The organism is Streptomyces albofaciens JCM 4342 (genome assembly GCF_008634025.1).
Classification (GTDB): domain Bacteria; phylum Actinomycetota; class Actinomycetes; order Streptomycetales; family Streptomycetaceae; genus Streptomyces; species Streptomyces albofaciens.
The window spans coordinates 2,084,862-2,101,013 of the sequence record NZ_PDCM01000002.1 but is presented as its reverse complement, the minus strand read 5'-3'; the positions used below and the strand labels follow the sequence as shown (position 1 = coordinate 2,101,013).

12 protein-coding genes are annotated in these 16,152 nt (G+C 73.0%); 9 read left to right on the top strand and 3 right to left on the bottom strand.

What is annotated here, in order from left to right:
* Positions 1-3: 3 nt before the first annotated feature.
* The 8 genes from CP973_RS29380 (at position 4) to CP973_RS29345 (ending at position 11,800) form a co-directional block, all read left to right on the top strand.
* Positions 4-1,098: a serine/threonine-protein kinase gene (locus tag CP973_RS29380; RefSeq protein ID WP_150246917.1), complete on the top strand. Its 1,095-nt coding sequence runs from the start codon at positions 4-6 to the stop codon at positions 1,096-1,098.
* Positions 1,095-2,180, top strand: a complete 1,086-nt coding sequence (locus CP973_RS29375; RefSeq protein ID WP_150246916.1) for a TRAFAC clade GTPase domain-containing protein — start codon at positions 1,095-1,097, stop codon at positions 2,178-2,180. Before CP973_RS29380 ends, CP973_RS29375 begins: the two co-directional genes overlap by 4 nt.
* Positions 2,177-4,150 (top strand): hypothetical protein, encoded by a 1,974-nt coding sequence (locus tag CP973_RS29370; RefSeq protein WP_150246915.1) that lies wholly within the window; start codon positions 2,177-2,179, stop codon positions 4,148-4,150. Before CP973_RS29375 ends, CP973_RS29370 begins: the two co-directional genes overlap by 4 nt.
* A gap of 117 nt (positions 4,151-4,267) precedes the next feature.
* Positions 4,268-5,491 carry an arginine deiminase gene (locus tag CP973_RS29365; protein WP_150246914.1) on the top strand — a complete coding sequence of 408 codons (1,224 nt, stop codon included), beginning with the start codon at positions 4,268-4,270 and terminating at the stop codon, positions 5,489-5,491.
* A gap of 148 nt (positions 5,492-5,639) precedes the next feature.
* Positions 5,640-6,644: an ornithine carbamoyltransferase gene (gene argF / locus CP973_RS29360; protein WP_150246913.1), complete on the top strand. Its 1,005-nt coding sequence runs from the start codon at positions 5,640-5,642 to the stop codon at positions 6,642-6,644.
* 282 nt (positions 6,645-6,926) lie between these two features.
* On the top strand, positions 6,927-8,390 hold the full coding sequence (locus tag CP973_RS29355) for an amino acid permease (protein ID WP_150246912.1): 1,464 nt from the start codon (positions 6,927-6,929) through the stop codon (positions 8,388-8,390).
* A gap of 168 nt (positions 8,391-8,558) precedes the next feature.
* Positions 8,559-9,386, top strand: coding sequence for an enoyl-CoA hydratase family protein (locus tag CP973_RS29350; RefSeq protein WP_150246911.1), 828 nt, complete (start codon positions 8,559-8,561; stop codon positions 9,384-9,386).
* A gap of 122 nt (positions 9,387-9,508) precedes the next feature.
* Positions 9,509-11,800 carry a bifunctional salicylyl-CoA 5-hydroxylase/oxidoreductase gene (locus CP973_RS29345; protein ID WP_150246910.1) on the top strand — a complete coding sequence of 764 codons (2,292 nt, stop codon included), beginning with the start codon at positions 9,509-9,511 and terminating at the stop codon, positions 11,798-11,800.
* A gap of 260 nt (positions 11,801-12,060) precedes the next feature.
* On the opposite strand, the gene CP973_RS29340 is transcribed toward CP973_RS29345, so the two are convergent.
* From CP973_RS29340 to CP973_RS41490, 3 genes are all read right to left on the bottom strand, one after another.
* The gene (locus CP973_RS29340; protein ID WP_150246909.1) at positions 12,061-13,047 is read right to left on the bottom strand and encodes a ScbA/BarX family gamma-butyrolactone biosynthesis protein; all 987 of its coding nucleotides are present in this window, start codon (positions 13,045-13,047) and stop codon (positions 12,061-12,063) included.
* Between the two features lie 259 nt (positions 13,048-13,306).
* The gene (locus tag CP973_RS29335) at positions 13,307-13,903 is read right to left on the bottom strand and encodes a ScbR family autoregulator-binding transcription factor (RefSeq protein WP_244410064.1); all 597 of its coding nucleotides are present in this window, start codon (positions 13,901-13,903) and stop codon (positions 13,307-13,309) included.
* 300 nt (positions 13,904-14,203) lie between these two features.
* Positions 14,204-14,983 (bottom strand): TetR family transcriptional regulator, encoded by a 780-nt coding sequence (locus CP973_RS41490; RefSeq protein ID WP_425282075.1) that lies wholly within the window; start codon positions 14,981-14,983, stop codon positions 14,204-14,206.
* 399 nt (positions 14,984-15,382) lie between these two features.
* On the opposite strand from CP973_RS41490, the gene CP973_RS29325 reads away from it, so the two are divergent.
* Positions 15,383-16,147: an HAD family hydrolase gene (locus CP973_RS29325; RefSeq protein WP_150246907.1), complete on the top strand. Its 765-nt coding sequence runs from the start codon at positions 15,383-15,385 to the stop codon at positions 16,145-16,147.
* Positions 16,148-16,152: the final 5 nt, after the last annotated feature.

Sequence of the window (16,152 nt, the reverse complement as noted above, 5' to 3'; positions counted from 1 at the left end):
GTCATGAACGAGTGGGCGGACCGGCAGGAGACGGTACGGACGTCCGGCCGCGCGCCGGAGGGCGGTGCCGCGCCCGGGAACGCCGCCGCGCGGAACGGCGGCCGCCCGGCGCGTGACCGCACGGAGCTGGCCTTCTTCACGGACGAGGGCACGCTCGCGCGACTGCCGGCGGCCTACTGGGACGAGCTGCCCGCCGGGCCGCAGCGGCACCCGCTGCGCGCCAGGCCCGTGACGCTGGGCGAGGACTGGCGGGTGATGCAGTACCGCCTCGCGCACACCGCGCGCGCCGACCACCGGGCCCGCGACCGGCTGGAGGCGGAGGTGGGCGTCGGCCTCGCCGTGCGCCGGGCGTTCGGCGACGCGCCGTACCACCAGCTGTTCGCCCGGTTCGGCGGCTACCACCTGGACGTACGGGAGCCGTTCGTCTTCTACGAGCCCGCCCGCGGACGCCCGCTGGCGGCGCTCGCGGGCCGGGCCACGGTCAGGGAACAGGAGCGCATCCGCAGCGAACTGGTCCTGGCGGTACGGCTGTTGCAGGCCGTCGAGGTCGTGCACCGCGGGCTGACGCCGCACACCGTACGGTGGGACGGCCGGCACGTCCGGCTGCCCGAGCCGTGCCTCGCCACCCGCGCCGGCCACCCCCGCGAGGCGCTCGGCGAGGCGCCCTGGGCCGCGCCGGAACAGCGCGCCGGACACGGCACCGCCGACCCGCGCGACGACCTGTGGAGCGTGGCCCAGGTGATGTACCACCTGGCCACCGGCCGCGAAGGGGAGCCGGACGGGCCGCCGCGGGACCTGGCCCGGCTGCCCGCGCTCGGCGTGCTGTCCACCGCGTTCGCGTCCACGGCGCAGGAGCGCCGCCACCCCGTCGAGGTGCTGCGGATGCTCAACCGGCAGGACCCGCTCCAGGGGCGCCCGCTCCCGGCCGATCCCCTGGATCCCGGGCGCCGCGCCTTCGACGAGGAACTGGCCCGCAAACGCGCCGCGTTGGGGCTGGACGACGATCCGGTGGCGGACACCGGGCCCGGCCGGACACCGGGCCGCGGACTGCGCGCGCTCTTCGGCTCCGGCCGTACGGGCATGGGAGGCCGCCGGTGAGCACGTACCCGATGGGCCCGGGACCCCGCCCCGTGGTGTGCCCGTACTGCCTCGACCCGATCGCCTTCGACGAGGACCGGCTGTACGTACGCGACGAGACCAGCACCTTCGTCCGCCTGGACCTCACGGGCGAGCACAACCCGCTGCGCCGCCAGGACGCGCTGCGCGAGGCGTTCCAGGTCTGCGGCAACACGGCCGGGATGCCCGAGCACTACCTGCCCGCCCCCTACCTCACCAACGGCGAACCGCTGACGGTGGCCCTGGTCGGCAGCTCCCGCGCGGGCAAGACCCACCTGCTCGCCTCGATGATCGGCGAGGTGGAGCGGGGCGCGCTGGACGCGCACGGGCTCAAGGCCGTCCCGCTGCACGCCGACTCCCACCGCGCCTACCTCGACGACCGGGTGCTCAAGCTGCGGGCCGGCGAGACGCTGGCGCACACCGAGCAGACCGACTTCGCCGAGTTCGCCGACGGGCTGCTGGTCAGCCGGGGCGGCACCACCCGGCCCGTGGTCTTCTTCGACCTGTCCGGCGAGGACCTGGAGCGCACCGGCCGGGTCACCCGCTTCCTGGCCGCCGTCAGCGCGTTCATCTTCGTCGTCGACCCGCTGCGCGCGCTGCCGCTGCCGTATCTGGACGCGGTGCGCGAACGCACCAAGCAGCGCGCCGACGACCTCGGCGACCGCTCGTTCGGCACCGTGCTGGACCGGGTGCGCCACGACGGCCCGTACGTGGACGCGGCGGCCGCGATCGTGGTGGGCAAGAGCGACCTGATCCGCTTCGAGCCGGCGGTGGCGCGCTGGCTGACCGCCCCCGAGAGCGCCCGGCCGTCGGCCCGGGCCCTTCGCGCGGAGAGCCGTGACGTCTACGCCTTCCTGCGGCACCACGGCGGGCCCGCCTGGCTCAAGCCGTTCGCCGACTGCGCGCGGTGCACCCTGCACTTCGCGTCCGCCACCGGCGGCCAGGAGGACGCGGGCGGCTTCCCGCAGGGCGTCCGGCCGCGGCGGGTGCTCACCCCGCTGCTGTCGGTCTTCGCGATGTGCGGGCTCCTGCCGGGAGCCGACCCCCAGGAGGTGGGACTGTGAACGCGACCGAAGCGGTGCACCAGATCGTCTTCCGCTGGGACGCGGACCACGCCGTCGGCGGCGCGGGCGTGGGACCGGTCGCCTGGTCGGGCAACCGGGACGGGCTCAAGCCGATCTACCGCAGGATCGCCCCGCTGCTGCGCGTCCCCGACGAAACGGCACGCGAGAGCCTGGCCCGGGTGGAACTGCCCGCCGAGGCGGGCGCCGAGCGGTCGGTCCTGCTGCTCCGGCGGATTCCCGACCGGGACCGCGGCGGCCGCCCCAGCACCTGTTCGCACGCGCTGCTGGGCAGCGCCTCGGTGCTGACGCCCGGCCGCTGCCTGGGCCTGCACGACTGGCGCTGGGAGGGCAGCGGCATCGACCTGCGGGAGGTCGAGGGCCGGACCCTGGACTGCGTACCGGCCCGGGTGCTGTGGACGGCGGCCGACCGCACGGCACCGGCGCTCACCGAACGGACCGGCCGGTTCCCCGAGGAGCTGACCGCGGTGCTCGCCGAGCGCCTGCGCCGCCCGCGCAGGCGCCTGTCCGTCCTGGACCACACGGGCGGCGAAGGCCCGGTCCCCGTCCTGTGGGGGCTGCGCCAGCTGCTGGGAACGTCACTGCCCGACTCCTGGTCCTTCGCCACCCACGACACCCGGGACGGCGGGCCGTTCCGCTACGTCTTCGTGACGCGCTGGCACAAGTCGGCCACCCAGGACCAGCAGCTGACCCGTCTGGACCCGGCACGGGCGGGGCACGGCGCATCCGGCGGCGACGGCCCGGACGACGGCCCGCCCGACCACGGCGACCAGGCCAGGGACGCCGCGGAGCGGCTGGTCGAGCACTACCTGGAACACCGCTACGACCCCGAAGCCCTGCGCGAGACGCGCCGCGCGCTGGCCGAGCGCCGCGTCTTCGAACAGGAACGCCTCGACGAGCGCGTGCGCCTGGTGCACGAGGCGCTGAAGTGGCTCAGCCACGCCGTGGACCACCGCCGCTCCCGTACGGACCGGGCGGACGGCCCGGCCCGCGCGGAGGTGTACGACGACCGGGTCTTCGACCACATGCGGCAGGACCAGGAACAACAGCCGTACCGGCGGGCGTACGGGAGCCAGGACCGCCGCGCGTACGACCGGGAGGTGTACGACCGGGAGGTGTACGACCCGCCCCGCGAGAGCCGGGCCCAGCGGTACGACCCGCCGGACGACCCGCCGTACGAGGAGCGCGGCGGGCAGTCCTACGACCCCCGCCAGGCCGTCCGGGCCGGCACCGGCTTCCCCCGGGACGTGACCGCGGACGTCCTGCGCCGAGCCCTCCGCCAGAACGGCGACGACGCCGCGCGCTATCTGCACAACAGCACCGACGACGTGCTCCTCGAAGTGCTCGAAAGCGGCCTCCCCGCGGCACAGGCCGACCGCGCGGCCCGTGTCCTCGTCGACCGCGCCCCGCAGCGGTCCGTCCCCGCCGCCCGCGCCGTCTGCGAACGCCTCCTGCTGTCCCACCTGTTCCTCGGCCCGGACGGCGGAGACCGCGACGAGGACCCGGTCACCGGCCCGGACGGCCGGACGCGGATCCGCACCGCCGTGCTCCTCTACGGCGAACTGGTGCTTCCGTACGCCGGACAGGGCAGCACCCCCGGCCTGTTGCCGCGCTTCCTGCCGGAACTGTGGAACGGCCACGGCGGCCGGGGCCGCGCGGTGCTGCGGCAGCTGCTCGACGGCGGCGGACCCACCGGCTTCGGCGACCAGGGCTGGAAGGCGCTGTTCGACGCCGCGACCCGGACGGCGGTGCCGCGGAAGGAGCCCCGGCCCGGCCGCACCCCCGGCCGCGGCTTCCACCTCCCCGCCCGCCGCCCCCGCGAAAGCCGCCCCCCGGACACCCCCTACGACCATACGGAGGACGCCGCAGGCCGGCTCTGGGTCGGCGCGCTGCTCATGCTGTTCGCCGTCGCCGTGGTTCTGATCGCGGTCATCGCTCTGGCGGGGTCCTAGGCCGTGCGTACGGGCCCGGCGCCGATCAGCGGGCCGTACCCCCGCGGCCGCGGAATCTCCGTGTCGCGGTGCGTCCGGAGCCCTCCGCCGCGGCCCCCGAACCGCGAAGATGTGCCCATGGGATTCCACGTCGACTCCGAGGCCGGGCGGCTGCGCCGCGTCATCCTGCACCGCCCCGATCTGGAGCTGAAACGACTCACCCCGACCAACAAGGACGCGCTGCTCTTCGACGACGTGCTGTGGGTGCGCCGGGCGCGCGCCGAGCACGACGCCTTCGCGGACATCCTCCGGGACCGGGGCGTCGCGGTGCACCTGTTCGGCGACCTGCTGGCCGAGACCCTCCACCTTCCCGAGGCGCGCGAGCTCGTACTGGACCGGGTCTTCCACGAGAAGGAGTACGGGCCGCTGGCCACCGACCACCTGCGGGCCGTGTTCGACGCGCTGCCCGTACCGGAGCTGGTGGAGGCACTGGTCGGCGGGATGACCAAGCGGGAGTACCTGGCGGCGCACCCGGAGCCGACCTCGGTGCGCTTCCACGTGATGGACCTCGACGACTTCGTGCTGCGCCCGCTGCCCAACCATCTGTTCACCCGCGACACCTCGGCGTGGGTGTACGACGGGGTGTCGATCAACGCCATGCGCTGGCCGGCCCGGCAGCGCGAGACGGTGCACTACGAGGCGATCTACCGGCACCACAAGCTGTTCCGGGGCGGCGGCTTCAACGTCTGGTCGGAGGGGCAGGGGGCCTATCCGTCGACCATCGAAGGCGGCGACGTGCTGGTGCTCGGCAACGGCGCCGTACTGATCGGCATGAGCGAGCGGACCACCCCGCAGGCGGTCGAGATGCTGGCGCGCGGCCTGTTCGCGGCCGGGTCGGCGCGCACCATCGTGGCGCTGGACATGCCCAAGCGGCGGGCGTTCATGCACCTGGACACGGTCATGACGATGGTCGACGGCGGGACCTTCACCCAGTACGAGGGGCTGGGCATGCTGCGCTCGTACACGATCGAGCCGGGCGCCGGCGACCGGGAGCTGAAGGTCACCGACCACCCGCCGGAGCACATGCACCGCGCCATGGCGGCGGCGCTGGGCCTGGACGACATCCGGGTGCTGACCGCGACGCAGGACGTGCACTCGGCCGAGCGCGAGCAGTGGGACGACGGGTGCAACGTGCTGGCCGTCGAGCCGGGCGTGGTGGTCGCCTACGAGCGCAACGTCACCACCAACACGTTCCTGCGCAAGCGCGGCGTGGAGGTCATTACCATTCCGGGCAGTGAGCTGGGCCGGGGCCGGGGCGGCCCGCGCTGCATGAGCTGCCCGGTGGAACGCGACCCCGTATAGGCCCCGGGAAACGCGTCTGAGCCTCGGGGCGGGCACCGGCCCCTGTGCGGGAAGGATGGGGAGGACGGGCGCCCGGACGGCCTGTATAGGGATACGGTGCGTCGTATACACTTCCACTCATATCGATTGCCGCGACCTAGGAGCCACCATGGCCACGGACCTCAAGGGCCGCCACTTCCTCAAGGAGCTGGATTTCACCGCGGCGGAATTCGGCCGGCTCGTCGACCTGGCGGCCGAGCTGAAGGCCGCCAAGCGCGCGGGCGAGGAGGTCGCGCGCCTGCGGGGCCGCAACATCGCCCTGATCTTCGAGAAGACCTCCACCCGTACGCGCTGCGCCTTCGAGGTCGCCGCCGCCGACCAGGGTGCCTCGACCACCTACCTCGACCCGACCGCGTCCCAGATCGGGCACAAGGAGTCGGTCAAGGACACCGCCCGGGTGCTCGGCCGGATGTACGACGCGATCGAGTACCGCGGCAGCTCCCAGGAGGCCGTCGAGGAGCTGGCGCGGTACGCCGGCGTACCGGTCCTCAACGGCCTGACCGACCGCTGGCACCCGACCCAGATGCTCGCCGACGTGCTGACCATGCGCGAGCACCTGCCCGGCCGCCCGCTGCCGGAGATCGCCTTCGCCTACCTCGGCGACGCCCGGTACAACATGGGCAACTCCTATCTGATCACCGGCGCGCTGCTCGGCATGGACGTACGGATCGTCGCGCCCGAGGGCCTGTGGCCGGACGAGGAGATCGTCGGCCGGGCCAAGGAGCTGGCCGCGCACAGCGGCGCCCGGGTCACGATCACCGCGGACGTGGCGGAGGGTGTGCGCGGCGCGGACTTCGTCGCCACCGACGTCTGGGTCTCGATGGGGGAGCCCAAGGAGGTCTGGGACGAGCGCATCGCGCTGCTCGGCGGGTACGCCGTCACGATGGACGTGCTGCGTGCCACCGGCAATCCGGACGTGAAGTTCCTGCACTGCCTGCCCGCGTTCCACGACCTCGGCACCGCCGTCGGCCGTGAGATCCACGAGCGGCACGGCCTGACCTCCCTGGAGGTCACGGACGAGGTCTTCGAGTCGCCGCACTCGGTCGTCTTCGACGAGGCGGAGAACCGGCTGCACACGATCAAGGCGGTGCTGGTCGCCACGATGGCCGGATAGCGTTCCGCTGCCGTGACCCGCGCGGCCGGGCGTCGCGCGGGGTTCCGTACGCCCGTGGCCGCGGCCTTCGCGCGGGTTCCGTACGCCCGTGGCCGGGGCCTCCGGGCGGATTCATACGCCCGCATTGCATGGCTATACGACCCAATGGGCGATCATGCAGACATAGCGGCTACCATCGAACCGGCGTACGGGGTCCGGCCCACCGGTCCGGACCCCGCCCCGTGCCCGGCCCGCCCGCCGCGCGCACCGCACCACCGCACCATCAGAGATGAGAACCACCCCATGCGTCCGTCAGGTTCTGGACTGCGCGTCAAGTCCCCCGACCTCCTCGTCGCCGAATCCGGCACGGACCTCGAAGGCCACGGCCTCAAGCGCACCATGGGGCTCTTCCAGCTCGTGTGCTTCGGCATCGGCGCCATCGTCGGCACCGGCATCTTCGTCGGCCTGTCCGACACCGTCGCCCAGTCCGGCCCCGCCGTCGTCGTCTCCTTCGTGCTCGCCGCCGTGACCTGCGTCTTCACCGCCTTCTCCTTCGCGGAGCTGGGCGGCGCGATCCCGGTGTCCGGCAGCTCGTACTCCTACGCCTACGCCACCCTCGGCGAGCGCGCCGCCTTCCTCGTCGGCTGGTGCCTGCTGCTGGAGTACGGCGTCTCGGTCTCCGCGGTCGCGGTCGGCTGGGGGCAGTACCTGAACGAACTGCTGAACAGCCTGACCGGCTGGCAGCTGCCCGCCGCGCTGTCGAATCCGCCCGGCGACGGCGGCATCGTCAATGTCCCGGCCGTGGTCGTGATGCTGCTCGCCGCGGTGCTGCTGGTGCGCGGCATCCGCGAGAGCGCCCGCGCGACCGCCGCGATGGCCGTGCTCAAACTGGCGGTCCTCGTCCTGTTCTGCGCCATCGCCTTCACCGCCTTCGAGGACGGCAACCTCACGCCGTTCGCCCCGGAGGGCGTCGCCGGCATCACCTCCGGCGCCTCGGTCGCCTTCTTCTCGTACATCGGCTTCGACGCGATCACCACGGCGGGCGAGGAGGTGAAGAACCCGCGCCGGAACGTCCCCGTCGCGATCATGATCTGCATCGGTGTGGTCACCGTGCTGTACGGCGTGGTCGCGCTGTCCGCCATCGGCGCGCTCTCCGCCGACCAGGTGGGCGACCAGCCCGCCGCGCTGTCCCTCGTCGTCAACCAGGTCACCCACTCCGCGGCCGGCGGCGGTGTGATCGCCTTCGGCGCGGTCGTCGCCATCGCCTCCGTGGTCCTCGCGGTCATGTACGGGCAGACCCGCATCCTGATGTCGATGTCCCGCGACGGGCTGGTCCCGCGCGTCTTCGAGCGGATCTCGCCGAGGACCGCCACCCCGGTGGCGGGCACCTGGATCGTGGCGGTGGTCTTCGCGGTCCCGGCCGCGGTGGTCCCGCTGGACGTCGTGATGAACCTGACGACCATCGGCACGCTGGCCGTGATGGCCGTCGTCAACGTCAGCGTCATGGTGCTGCGCCGCACCCGCCCGGACCTGCCGCGCCGCTTCCGGGTGCCGCTCTTCCCGCTCTGCCCGCTGCTCGGCATCGCCTTCTGCGGCTATCTGATCTACGGCACGGGCCCGGCGACCTGGCTCCAGTTCGCCGCGTTCCTCGCGGTCGGCGCGGTCGTCTACGCGCTGTACGGGCGGCGGAACTCGCGGCTGGGGCAGGGCGGTACGGAACCGGACGGCGCGGTCGCGGCCGGCTCCGAGGCTCCCGCGACGGTGTGAGCGATCCCGGACAGGCGCGGCCTCCGGCGGCAACCGCCCGCCGGAGGCCGCGGTGCGTCGCGCGTCGTGCGTATCGCGTACTCGTGACGACGGTCACGTAACGGTGATAACTTCGAAGCGCGATCGCGTTCCGGCACCAGCCGTCCGGCTGAAGGGGGCAGTGGCCCGATGAGCCCGTTCACAGGTTCCGCCCGCACCACCGACGCATGGCAGCACATCCGCGTGACCAGGGAAGACGGCATCGCCACCGTCACCCTCGCACGCCCGGACCGGCTCAACGCGCTGACCTTCGAGGCGTACGCCGACCTGCGCGACCTGCTCGCCGAGCTGTCCAGGGAACGGTCCGTACGCGCCCTCGTCCTCGGCGGCGAGGGCCGCGGCTTCTGCTCCGGCGGCGACGTCGAGGAGATCATCGGCGCCACGCTCGCCATGGACACCGGCCAGCTCCTGGACTTCAACCGGATGACCGGCCAGGTCGTCCGGGCCCTGCGGGAGTGCCCGTTCCCGGTGATCGCCGCCGTGCACGGTGTCGCGGCGGGCGCCGGCGCGGTGCTCGCCCTGGCCGCCGACTTCCGCGTCGCCGACCCCTCGGCCCGCTTCGCCTTCCTCTTCACCAAGGTCGGCCTCTCCGGCGGCGACATGGGCGCCGCCTATCTGCTGCCGCGCGTCGTCGGCCTCGGCCACGCCACCCGGCTGCTGATGCTCGGCGAACCGGTCCGCGCTCCCGAGGCGGAACGCATCGGCCTGCTGAGCGAACTGGCCGAGGAAGGCCGCGCGGACACCGCCGCGCACGTCCTGGCCCAGCGGCTCGACGCCGGGCCCGCGCTCGCCCACGCCCAGACCAAGGCGCTGCTCACCGCCGAACTGGACATGCCGCTGGGCGCCGCCGTCGAGATGGACGCCGCCACCCAGGCCCTGCTGATGAACAGCGCCGACTACGCCGAATTCCACGCCGCCTTCACCGAGAAGCGGACCCCGAAGTGGCAGGGGAAGTGACGGTGGGCGCCCAAGGGACGGATCCTTGGAGGGCGGGCGCCCGAGAGACGGGTTCTGCGAAGGCGGGCGCTCAAGAGGCGGGGCTCCCCAAGGCGGGCGCCCGGACGGCGGGTACCGGAAAGGTGGCCGTCATCGGGGGCGGCCCCGGCGGCCTGTACGCGGCCGTCCTCCTCAAGCGCCTCCGCCCGGCCCGCGACATCACCGTCTGGGAGCGCAACGCCCCCGACGACACCTTCGGCTTCGGCGTCGTCCTCTCCGACGAGACCCTCGGCGGCATCGAACACGCCGACCCGGAGGTCTACCGCGCCCTCCGGCGGGAGTTCGTGCGCTGGGACGACATCGACATCGTGCACCGCGGCCGCACCCTGACCTCCGGCGGCCACGGCTTCGCCGCCCTCGGCCGCCGTACGCTGCTGCGCATCCTGCACGAGCGCTGCCGCTCCCTCGGCGTACGGCTGAACTTCCGCACCGAGGCCCCGCCCGCCGCCGCACTCGCCGCGAGCCACGACCTGGTCATCGCCGCCGACGGCGTGCACAGCCGCACCCGTACCGCGCACGCCGACGTCTTCGGCCCGCGCCTGACCACCCACCGCTGCCGCTACATCTGGCTCGCCGCCGACTTCGCCCTGGACGCGTTCCGCTTCGAGATCGCCGAGACCGAGCACGGCGTCGTCCAGCTGCACGGCTATCCGTACGCCCGCGGGGAGTCCGGCCCCGGGCAGCCGGACGGCGCCAGCACCGTCATCGTCGAGATGCGCGAGGAGGTCTGGCGCCGCGCCGGACTGGACCGCTGCGACGAGCGCGCGTCCGCCGAATGGTGCGCCAAGATCTTCTCCGACGCGCTGAGCGGCCGCCCGCTGCGCTCCAACAACTCCGCCTGGACCGCGTTCCGCACCGTCGTCAACGACCGCTGGTCGCACGGCAACACGGTCCTGCTCGGCGACGCCGCGCACACCGCCCACTTCTCCATCGGCTCCGGCACCAAACTCGCCGTCGAGGACGCCCTCGCGCTGGCCGCGTGCCTGGAGGAGAACCCCGCCCTCCCGGACGCGCTGGCCGCGTACGAGGCCGAGCGGCGGCCCGTCGTCGCCTCCACCCAGCGGGCCGCCCGCGCCAGCCTCGCCTGGTTCGAGGAACTGGCGGAGTACGTCGACCAGCCGCCCCGCCGCTTCGCCTTCAACCTGCTCACCCGCAGCCGCCGGGTCACCCACGCCAACCTGCGGCTCCGCGATCCCGCCTTCGTCGCGGCGGTGGAGGAGGAGGCCGGCATCCCGCCCGGCACCCCGCCCATGTTCACCCCCTTCCGGCTCGGCGGCCTGACCCTGCGCAACCGGGTCGTGGTCTCCCCGATGGACATGTACAGCGCCGACGGCGACGGCACACCGGGCGACTTCCACCTCGTCCACCTCGGCGCCCGCGCCCTCGGCGGCGCCGGGCTGGTGATGACCGAGATGGTCTGCGTCAGCCCCCAGGGCCGCATCACCCCCGGCTGCACCGGCCTGTACGCGCCGGAGCACGAGACGGCATGGCGCCGCGTGACCGACTTCGTGCACGCCGGGTCGCCCGGCACCGCCATCGGCGTCCAGCTCGGGCACTCCGGCCGCAAGGGCTCCACCCGCCTCATGTGGGAAGGCATCGACCAGCCGCTGCCGGAGGGCAACTGGCCGGTCGTGGCCCCCTCCGCGCTCCCGTACCGCCCCGGCGTCAACCAGGTCCCGCACGCCCTGACCGAGCCCGAACTGGCCGCCGTGCGCGATCAGTTCGCCGCGTCCGCCCGCTCCGCCGCCCGCGCCGGCTTCGACCTCCTCGAATTGCACTGCGCCCACGGCTACCTGCTCTCCGGCTTCCTCTCCCCGCTCACCAACCTCCGCACCGACGCCTACGGCGGCGACCTCGCGGCCCGGCTCCGCTTCCCGCTGGAGGTCTTCGACGCGGTCCGCGCCGTCTGGCCGGACGACCGGCCCATGACCGTACGGATATCGGCCACCGACTGGGCCGAAGGCGGCACCACCGCCGAGGACTCGGTCGAGATCGCCCGCGCCTTCGCCGCCCACGGCGCCGCCGCCATCGACGTCTCGACCGGCCAGGTCGTCCCCCACGAACAACCCGAGTACGGCCGCTCCTACCAGACCCCGTTCGCCGACCGCATCCGCAACCGGCTCGGCGTCCCGGTGATCGCGGTGGGCGCCGTCTCCTCCTGGGACGACGTCAACTCCCTCGTCCTGGCAGGCCGCGCCGACCTGTGCGCCCTGGCCCGCCCCCACCTGTACGACCCGCACTGGACCCTGCACGCCGCCGCCGAACAGGATTACGCGGGCCCCGGCGCGCCCTGGCCCCTCCCGTACCGAGCAGGGAGCCGCACGCCGCCCACGGGCCGCACGGATGCGCCCAAGCCGCGGCTCACGCTGGGGTGATGTGGCGGAGGGCGCGTCCTGGGCCCGGCATTCCGCACCACGCTCGGTTCCCCCGCGCAGGGACGCGCCTGGCCGGTTGCGCCAGGCGCGTCCCTGCTCCACATCATTTGCTCATCACCAGGCGGGGCGGCGGCTTCCCTTCCGTTCCCTGAAGGGGAAGTGAGGCACGGACGGCAGCGTCGCACAGCCTCCGGCGCGGAGCTCCTGAGTGAAGGGGCGGAACCCCGGGCAGCCCGTCGTGCGCCGCCCCGGGCGTCGGTTCAGCGGATGGACTGGCTCGCCGTACGGGCGGTGAAAACGGACCGGCCGTTCTGCTGGATGTCGATGTCCAGGAGGAGGCGGCCCCGCGCGTCACGGCCCGCCGTGGCCACCTCGACCCAGCACGGCGCGTCCAGTTCGCCGTAGCGGTGGAAGGAACAGTCCAGCTCGGCGGGGAGCGAGAAGCCGGGGCCCGCGGCGGCGTGCGCGGCCTGCCGGGCGGCCTCCACCATCAGCATGCCGGGCGCGTGGTCCACGGGGTGGTCGAAGAGCACCGGGTGCGCGGTGTTCACCCGCAGCTGCCAGCGGTCGGCGCGCGCGGTGGGGGAGAGGACCACATCGGCGGTACGGTCGCGTGCCACCAGGGGCGGCGCCACCGGCTCGGCAGGCTCCAGCCTGCGGTCGTTGGCCCGCTGGAGGTCGCTGTATTCACCGCGCAGGCGGCGGTAGACGGCAGGGCTGTGGCAGGAGAAAGTCAGCTCGGCGGCGGCCAGTTCGGTGCCGTCGCGCAGGACACGGTACGTCTGCCGGGCGCTGGCCAGCCGCTTGCCGCGGTACGTCAAGTCGTGGTCGGTGATGTGCAGTTCTATCTCGGCGGGCGTGCCGGCGACGCGCAGGGCCTCGGGAACCAGTGAGTAGTGCAGGTCCTGCCAGATGATCGGGTGGTCCAGGGGCACGCCGTGCGCCACGTGGCTGAGCAGGATGCTGGCCTGCCGCATCGTCTCGACCAGCAGCATCGGGTCGTGCAGACCGTCCACCGGACCGTAGAAGCTGTGGGCCCGCGGCCACTGGGCGCTCACCACCCAGGTATCGGTCCCCGCGCGGCGCCAGTCGGTCAGGAACACCTCGGAAATCGCGGTCCGGTGTACATACTGCCGGGGCACGGTCGTCGTCAGCGGCGGCAGATCGGTCAGGCTGATGTGCTCCCGCCCGGTGTGCGGACGACGGTCTGCTGCGGTGGACGGCGCGGTGAGCGTGGCGCTGACCATGCGAGTTCCCTCCCATATGGCGGCTCACTCCGCTCGGACGGCATGAGCCTCGGCGGCGGACCAACGCGGACTAAGATACAAACCGGATGGTTTGTTTTCCAGTGCTTCCACGGGATTTCTTGTGCGGAGGTCGCGAAGCGGGGCACCGGTGGTGCGCGGCGGTGCGCCGGGCGGCGCCGTCCGCCCGGAGAGGGTGCGCGGCAAGCATGGCGGCGCGCCGGACGCACGTCAACGTGCGGCCGGGCGCGAGGAGTTGCGGTCAGGCCGCGGTCCGTACCGCGCGGCCGTGCGGATCGAGGTGGCTCATCGCACCCGGCGAGGCCAGTCCGGGAAGGATGTGCTTCCACAGGGCCGTGACCCGTTCGGGCAGGTCGTTACGGTTGCTGGCGGCGTGCGAGAAGAGCTGGATGCCCATGTAGGCCGAGACGAAGAACTCCGCGGCCCGCTCCGGCGCGATGGCCGGAAGCAGCTCCCCGTTCTCCCGGGCGTCGGTGAACATCTTCGTGATGATGTCGATCCAGGCCTGGTACGGGACCAGCGGGTCGTCGCTGAAGGTCGTCTCGACGGCGATGCGGGTGCCCGCCTGGAGCAGCGGATCGTCGCGCAGCGCCACCGCCACCTGGTGCGTGAAGTCGATGGCGTCCTGCAGCCGGGAGTCGCTGACCTGCGGAATGAACGGATCGGTCTGTTCCGAGATGACGGCCCGGGCCAGGGCGTCCTTGGAGGCGAAGTGAAAGTACAGGGCGCCCTTCGTCACGCCGGCCCGCTGGATGATCTCCGCCATCGTGGCCGCTTCGTACCCGCGTGTGCCGATGACCTGGGCCGCCGCTTCGAGGACGGCGCGTCGAGTGCGCACTGCGCGTTCCTGCTTGACCACCGATCATCCTCCGTTTGCTCTCGGGGGGAGTTGCTGTACCGGGGGCAACCTTACGAGCCCGGTCTGTCAGTCTATTTTCGAAAGCTTAAAAAAGCCAACCATGCGGTATTGAAAAGCGGTTGGTGATAGGGCGCCGCGCGGACCCGCAGCCGGGCCGCCTTGGCCGGACCGCCGAGCGGCTGAGCGCCGCCCGGCTGCGGCGAGGCGGTGCTCCGCGAGGTTTCCCTCTCCGGCCATTCGGACCTGCCGCGGGAATGGATGGGGGAGTTCGGGCACGGGCTACCGGGCGGTCTCTCCGGCCGGCGTCGAAGCGACCGCATCCCCGGCTGCCGCACCGTCCGTACCCGCCGCACCGTCCGTCCCCGCCGAGCCGTCCGCGCCCGGCGCGCCGCGTCCGCCGCCCGTCCCCGCCTCCGTCGTCCCCGTCCCGCCGGGCAGCAACCGCGCCCAGATGTCCGTGATCACGTCCTTGTCCCACCACGTCCGGTCCTCCTGGCCGAGGTGCAGCAGGCCCACGACCAGCGCGGTCAGCAGCTGCGCGGAGCGCCGGGGGTCGTCGCCGGGCGGCAGCTTCCCGGCCGCCCGGTCGGCCGTGGCCTTCTCCAGGAACAGTTCGTACCACTGTTGCCGCAGCTCCGGCCGGGCGATCCCCGGCGCGGTCTCCGGACGCAGCTGGAGCCCGGCCCGTACGACGACATCCGTGTCCACCCGGCCCAGCAGCCCGATCGCGAAGTCCCGCACGGCGACCGGCGCCGGGTGCGGCGCGCGGGCCAGTTCGTCCTCCAGCTCGCCCACGGCGTTCAGGGCCTCGGTGCGGACCGCGAGGGTGAGGTCGTCCTTGGACGCGAAGTGGAAGTAGAGGGCTCCCTTGCTCAGCCGGGCGCGGCGGCTGATGTCGGTCATCCCCGCGGCGGGCACGCCTTTCTCGATGAACGTCTGGGCGGCCGACCGGATGAGGGCCTGGCGGCTTTGTATCGCTCGATGCTGCGTCGGCACAGTGTCCGTCCTGTCTCTAGTCCGGCTGTGGACGCGCCGCAGTCTACATACAAAACCAACCATGCGGTTCGAAAACTGAACTGATGAGTGGCGTGTGGTGCTCATGCATTTCTGTGGTGCAGAAGAGGTCAGGGGGTTTGTTGATCGCACAACGCCCCGTCATTTCCGCCGCCCCCGGGCCGACATGGAACGTTGTCGTGCTCCGGGTGCACCCCGGTGGGACGCATTGACAAACAGCGCAGACGGTTTTTAAATCTGCGAAGGCGAACCATGGAACGTGCTCCTTCCGGAGGCGTCACTCCGGTGCCGGCACGCCACTTCCGGACACCGGTGTGCCACGGCCCGATCCCCGCCGTCCGCGCGGTCGCGGCCGGCACGTCTTCCCGCGTCCGGTCGGCGTCCCGGACGCCGACCGGACCCACAGCTGCACAGGACCCATCAGGAATCGGAAGGTGTCGAGCAATGCGTGATTCAGCGGGAGCCGTGCCACGTCCCGGGGGCGCCGCGCGGGCCACGGTCGGCGAGACCATCAAGGCCGCCGTCTTCGACCTCGACGGGACCCTCGCCAACACGCTCCCCGCCATCAGCCGGCTGCTGGTCAAGGTCGCCTCCGAACACGGCCGTCCGGTCACCCCCCGGCAGGCCGCCGCCGCCATCGGCAAGCCGCCGGGCCCGGCCTTCGGCAAGCTGCTCGGCATGCCGGAGGACCACGACACCGTGGTGGCCGCGATCGGCCGCTACCGCGAGCTGTTCGCGTACGAGGTGCTGCGCGAGGGCCCCCGCCTGCTCTTCCCCGGGGTGGCCGCCGGGCTGTCGGCGCTGCGCGCGCACGGCATCGAACTGGCCGTGGCCACCTCGAAGGGCACCCGCAGCGCCGAGGCCCTGCTCGACGTGCTCGGCATCCGCGATCTGCTCGGCCCGGTCATCACCCAGGACATGGTCCGGCGCGGCAAGCCGCACCCGGAGATGGTGCTGCGGGCCGCCGCCGACCTCGGGGTGGCGCCCTGGGAGAGCGCGTACGTCGGTGACACGGTCGGCGACATGCGGATGGCGGTCACCGCCCGGATGGAGCCGGTCGCGGTCACGTACGGGGTGGGCAGCTTCGGCGAGTTGGCGGCGGTGGCCGGTACCCGGATGTGCGGCTCCTTCAAGGACGTCGTCTCGACCATCGCCGCTGCCCGGCCCCGCCCGATGGCCGCCGCCGCGGCCCACCCGAGGAAGCGCTGAACCCC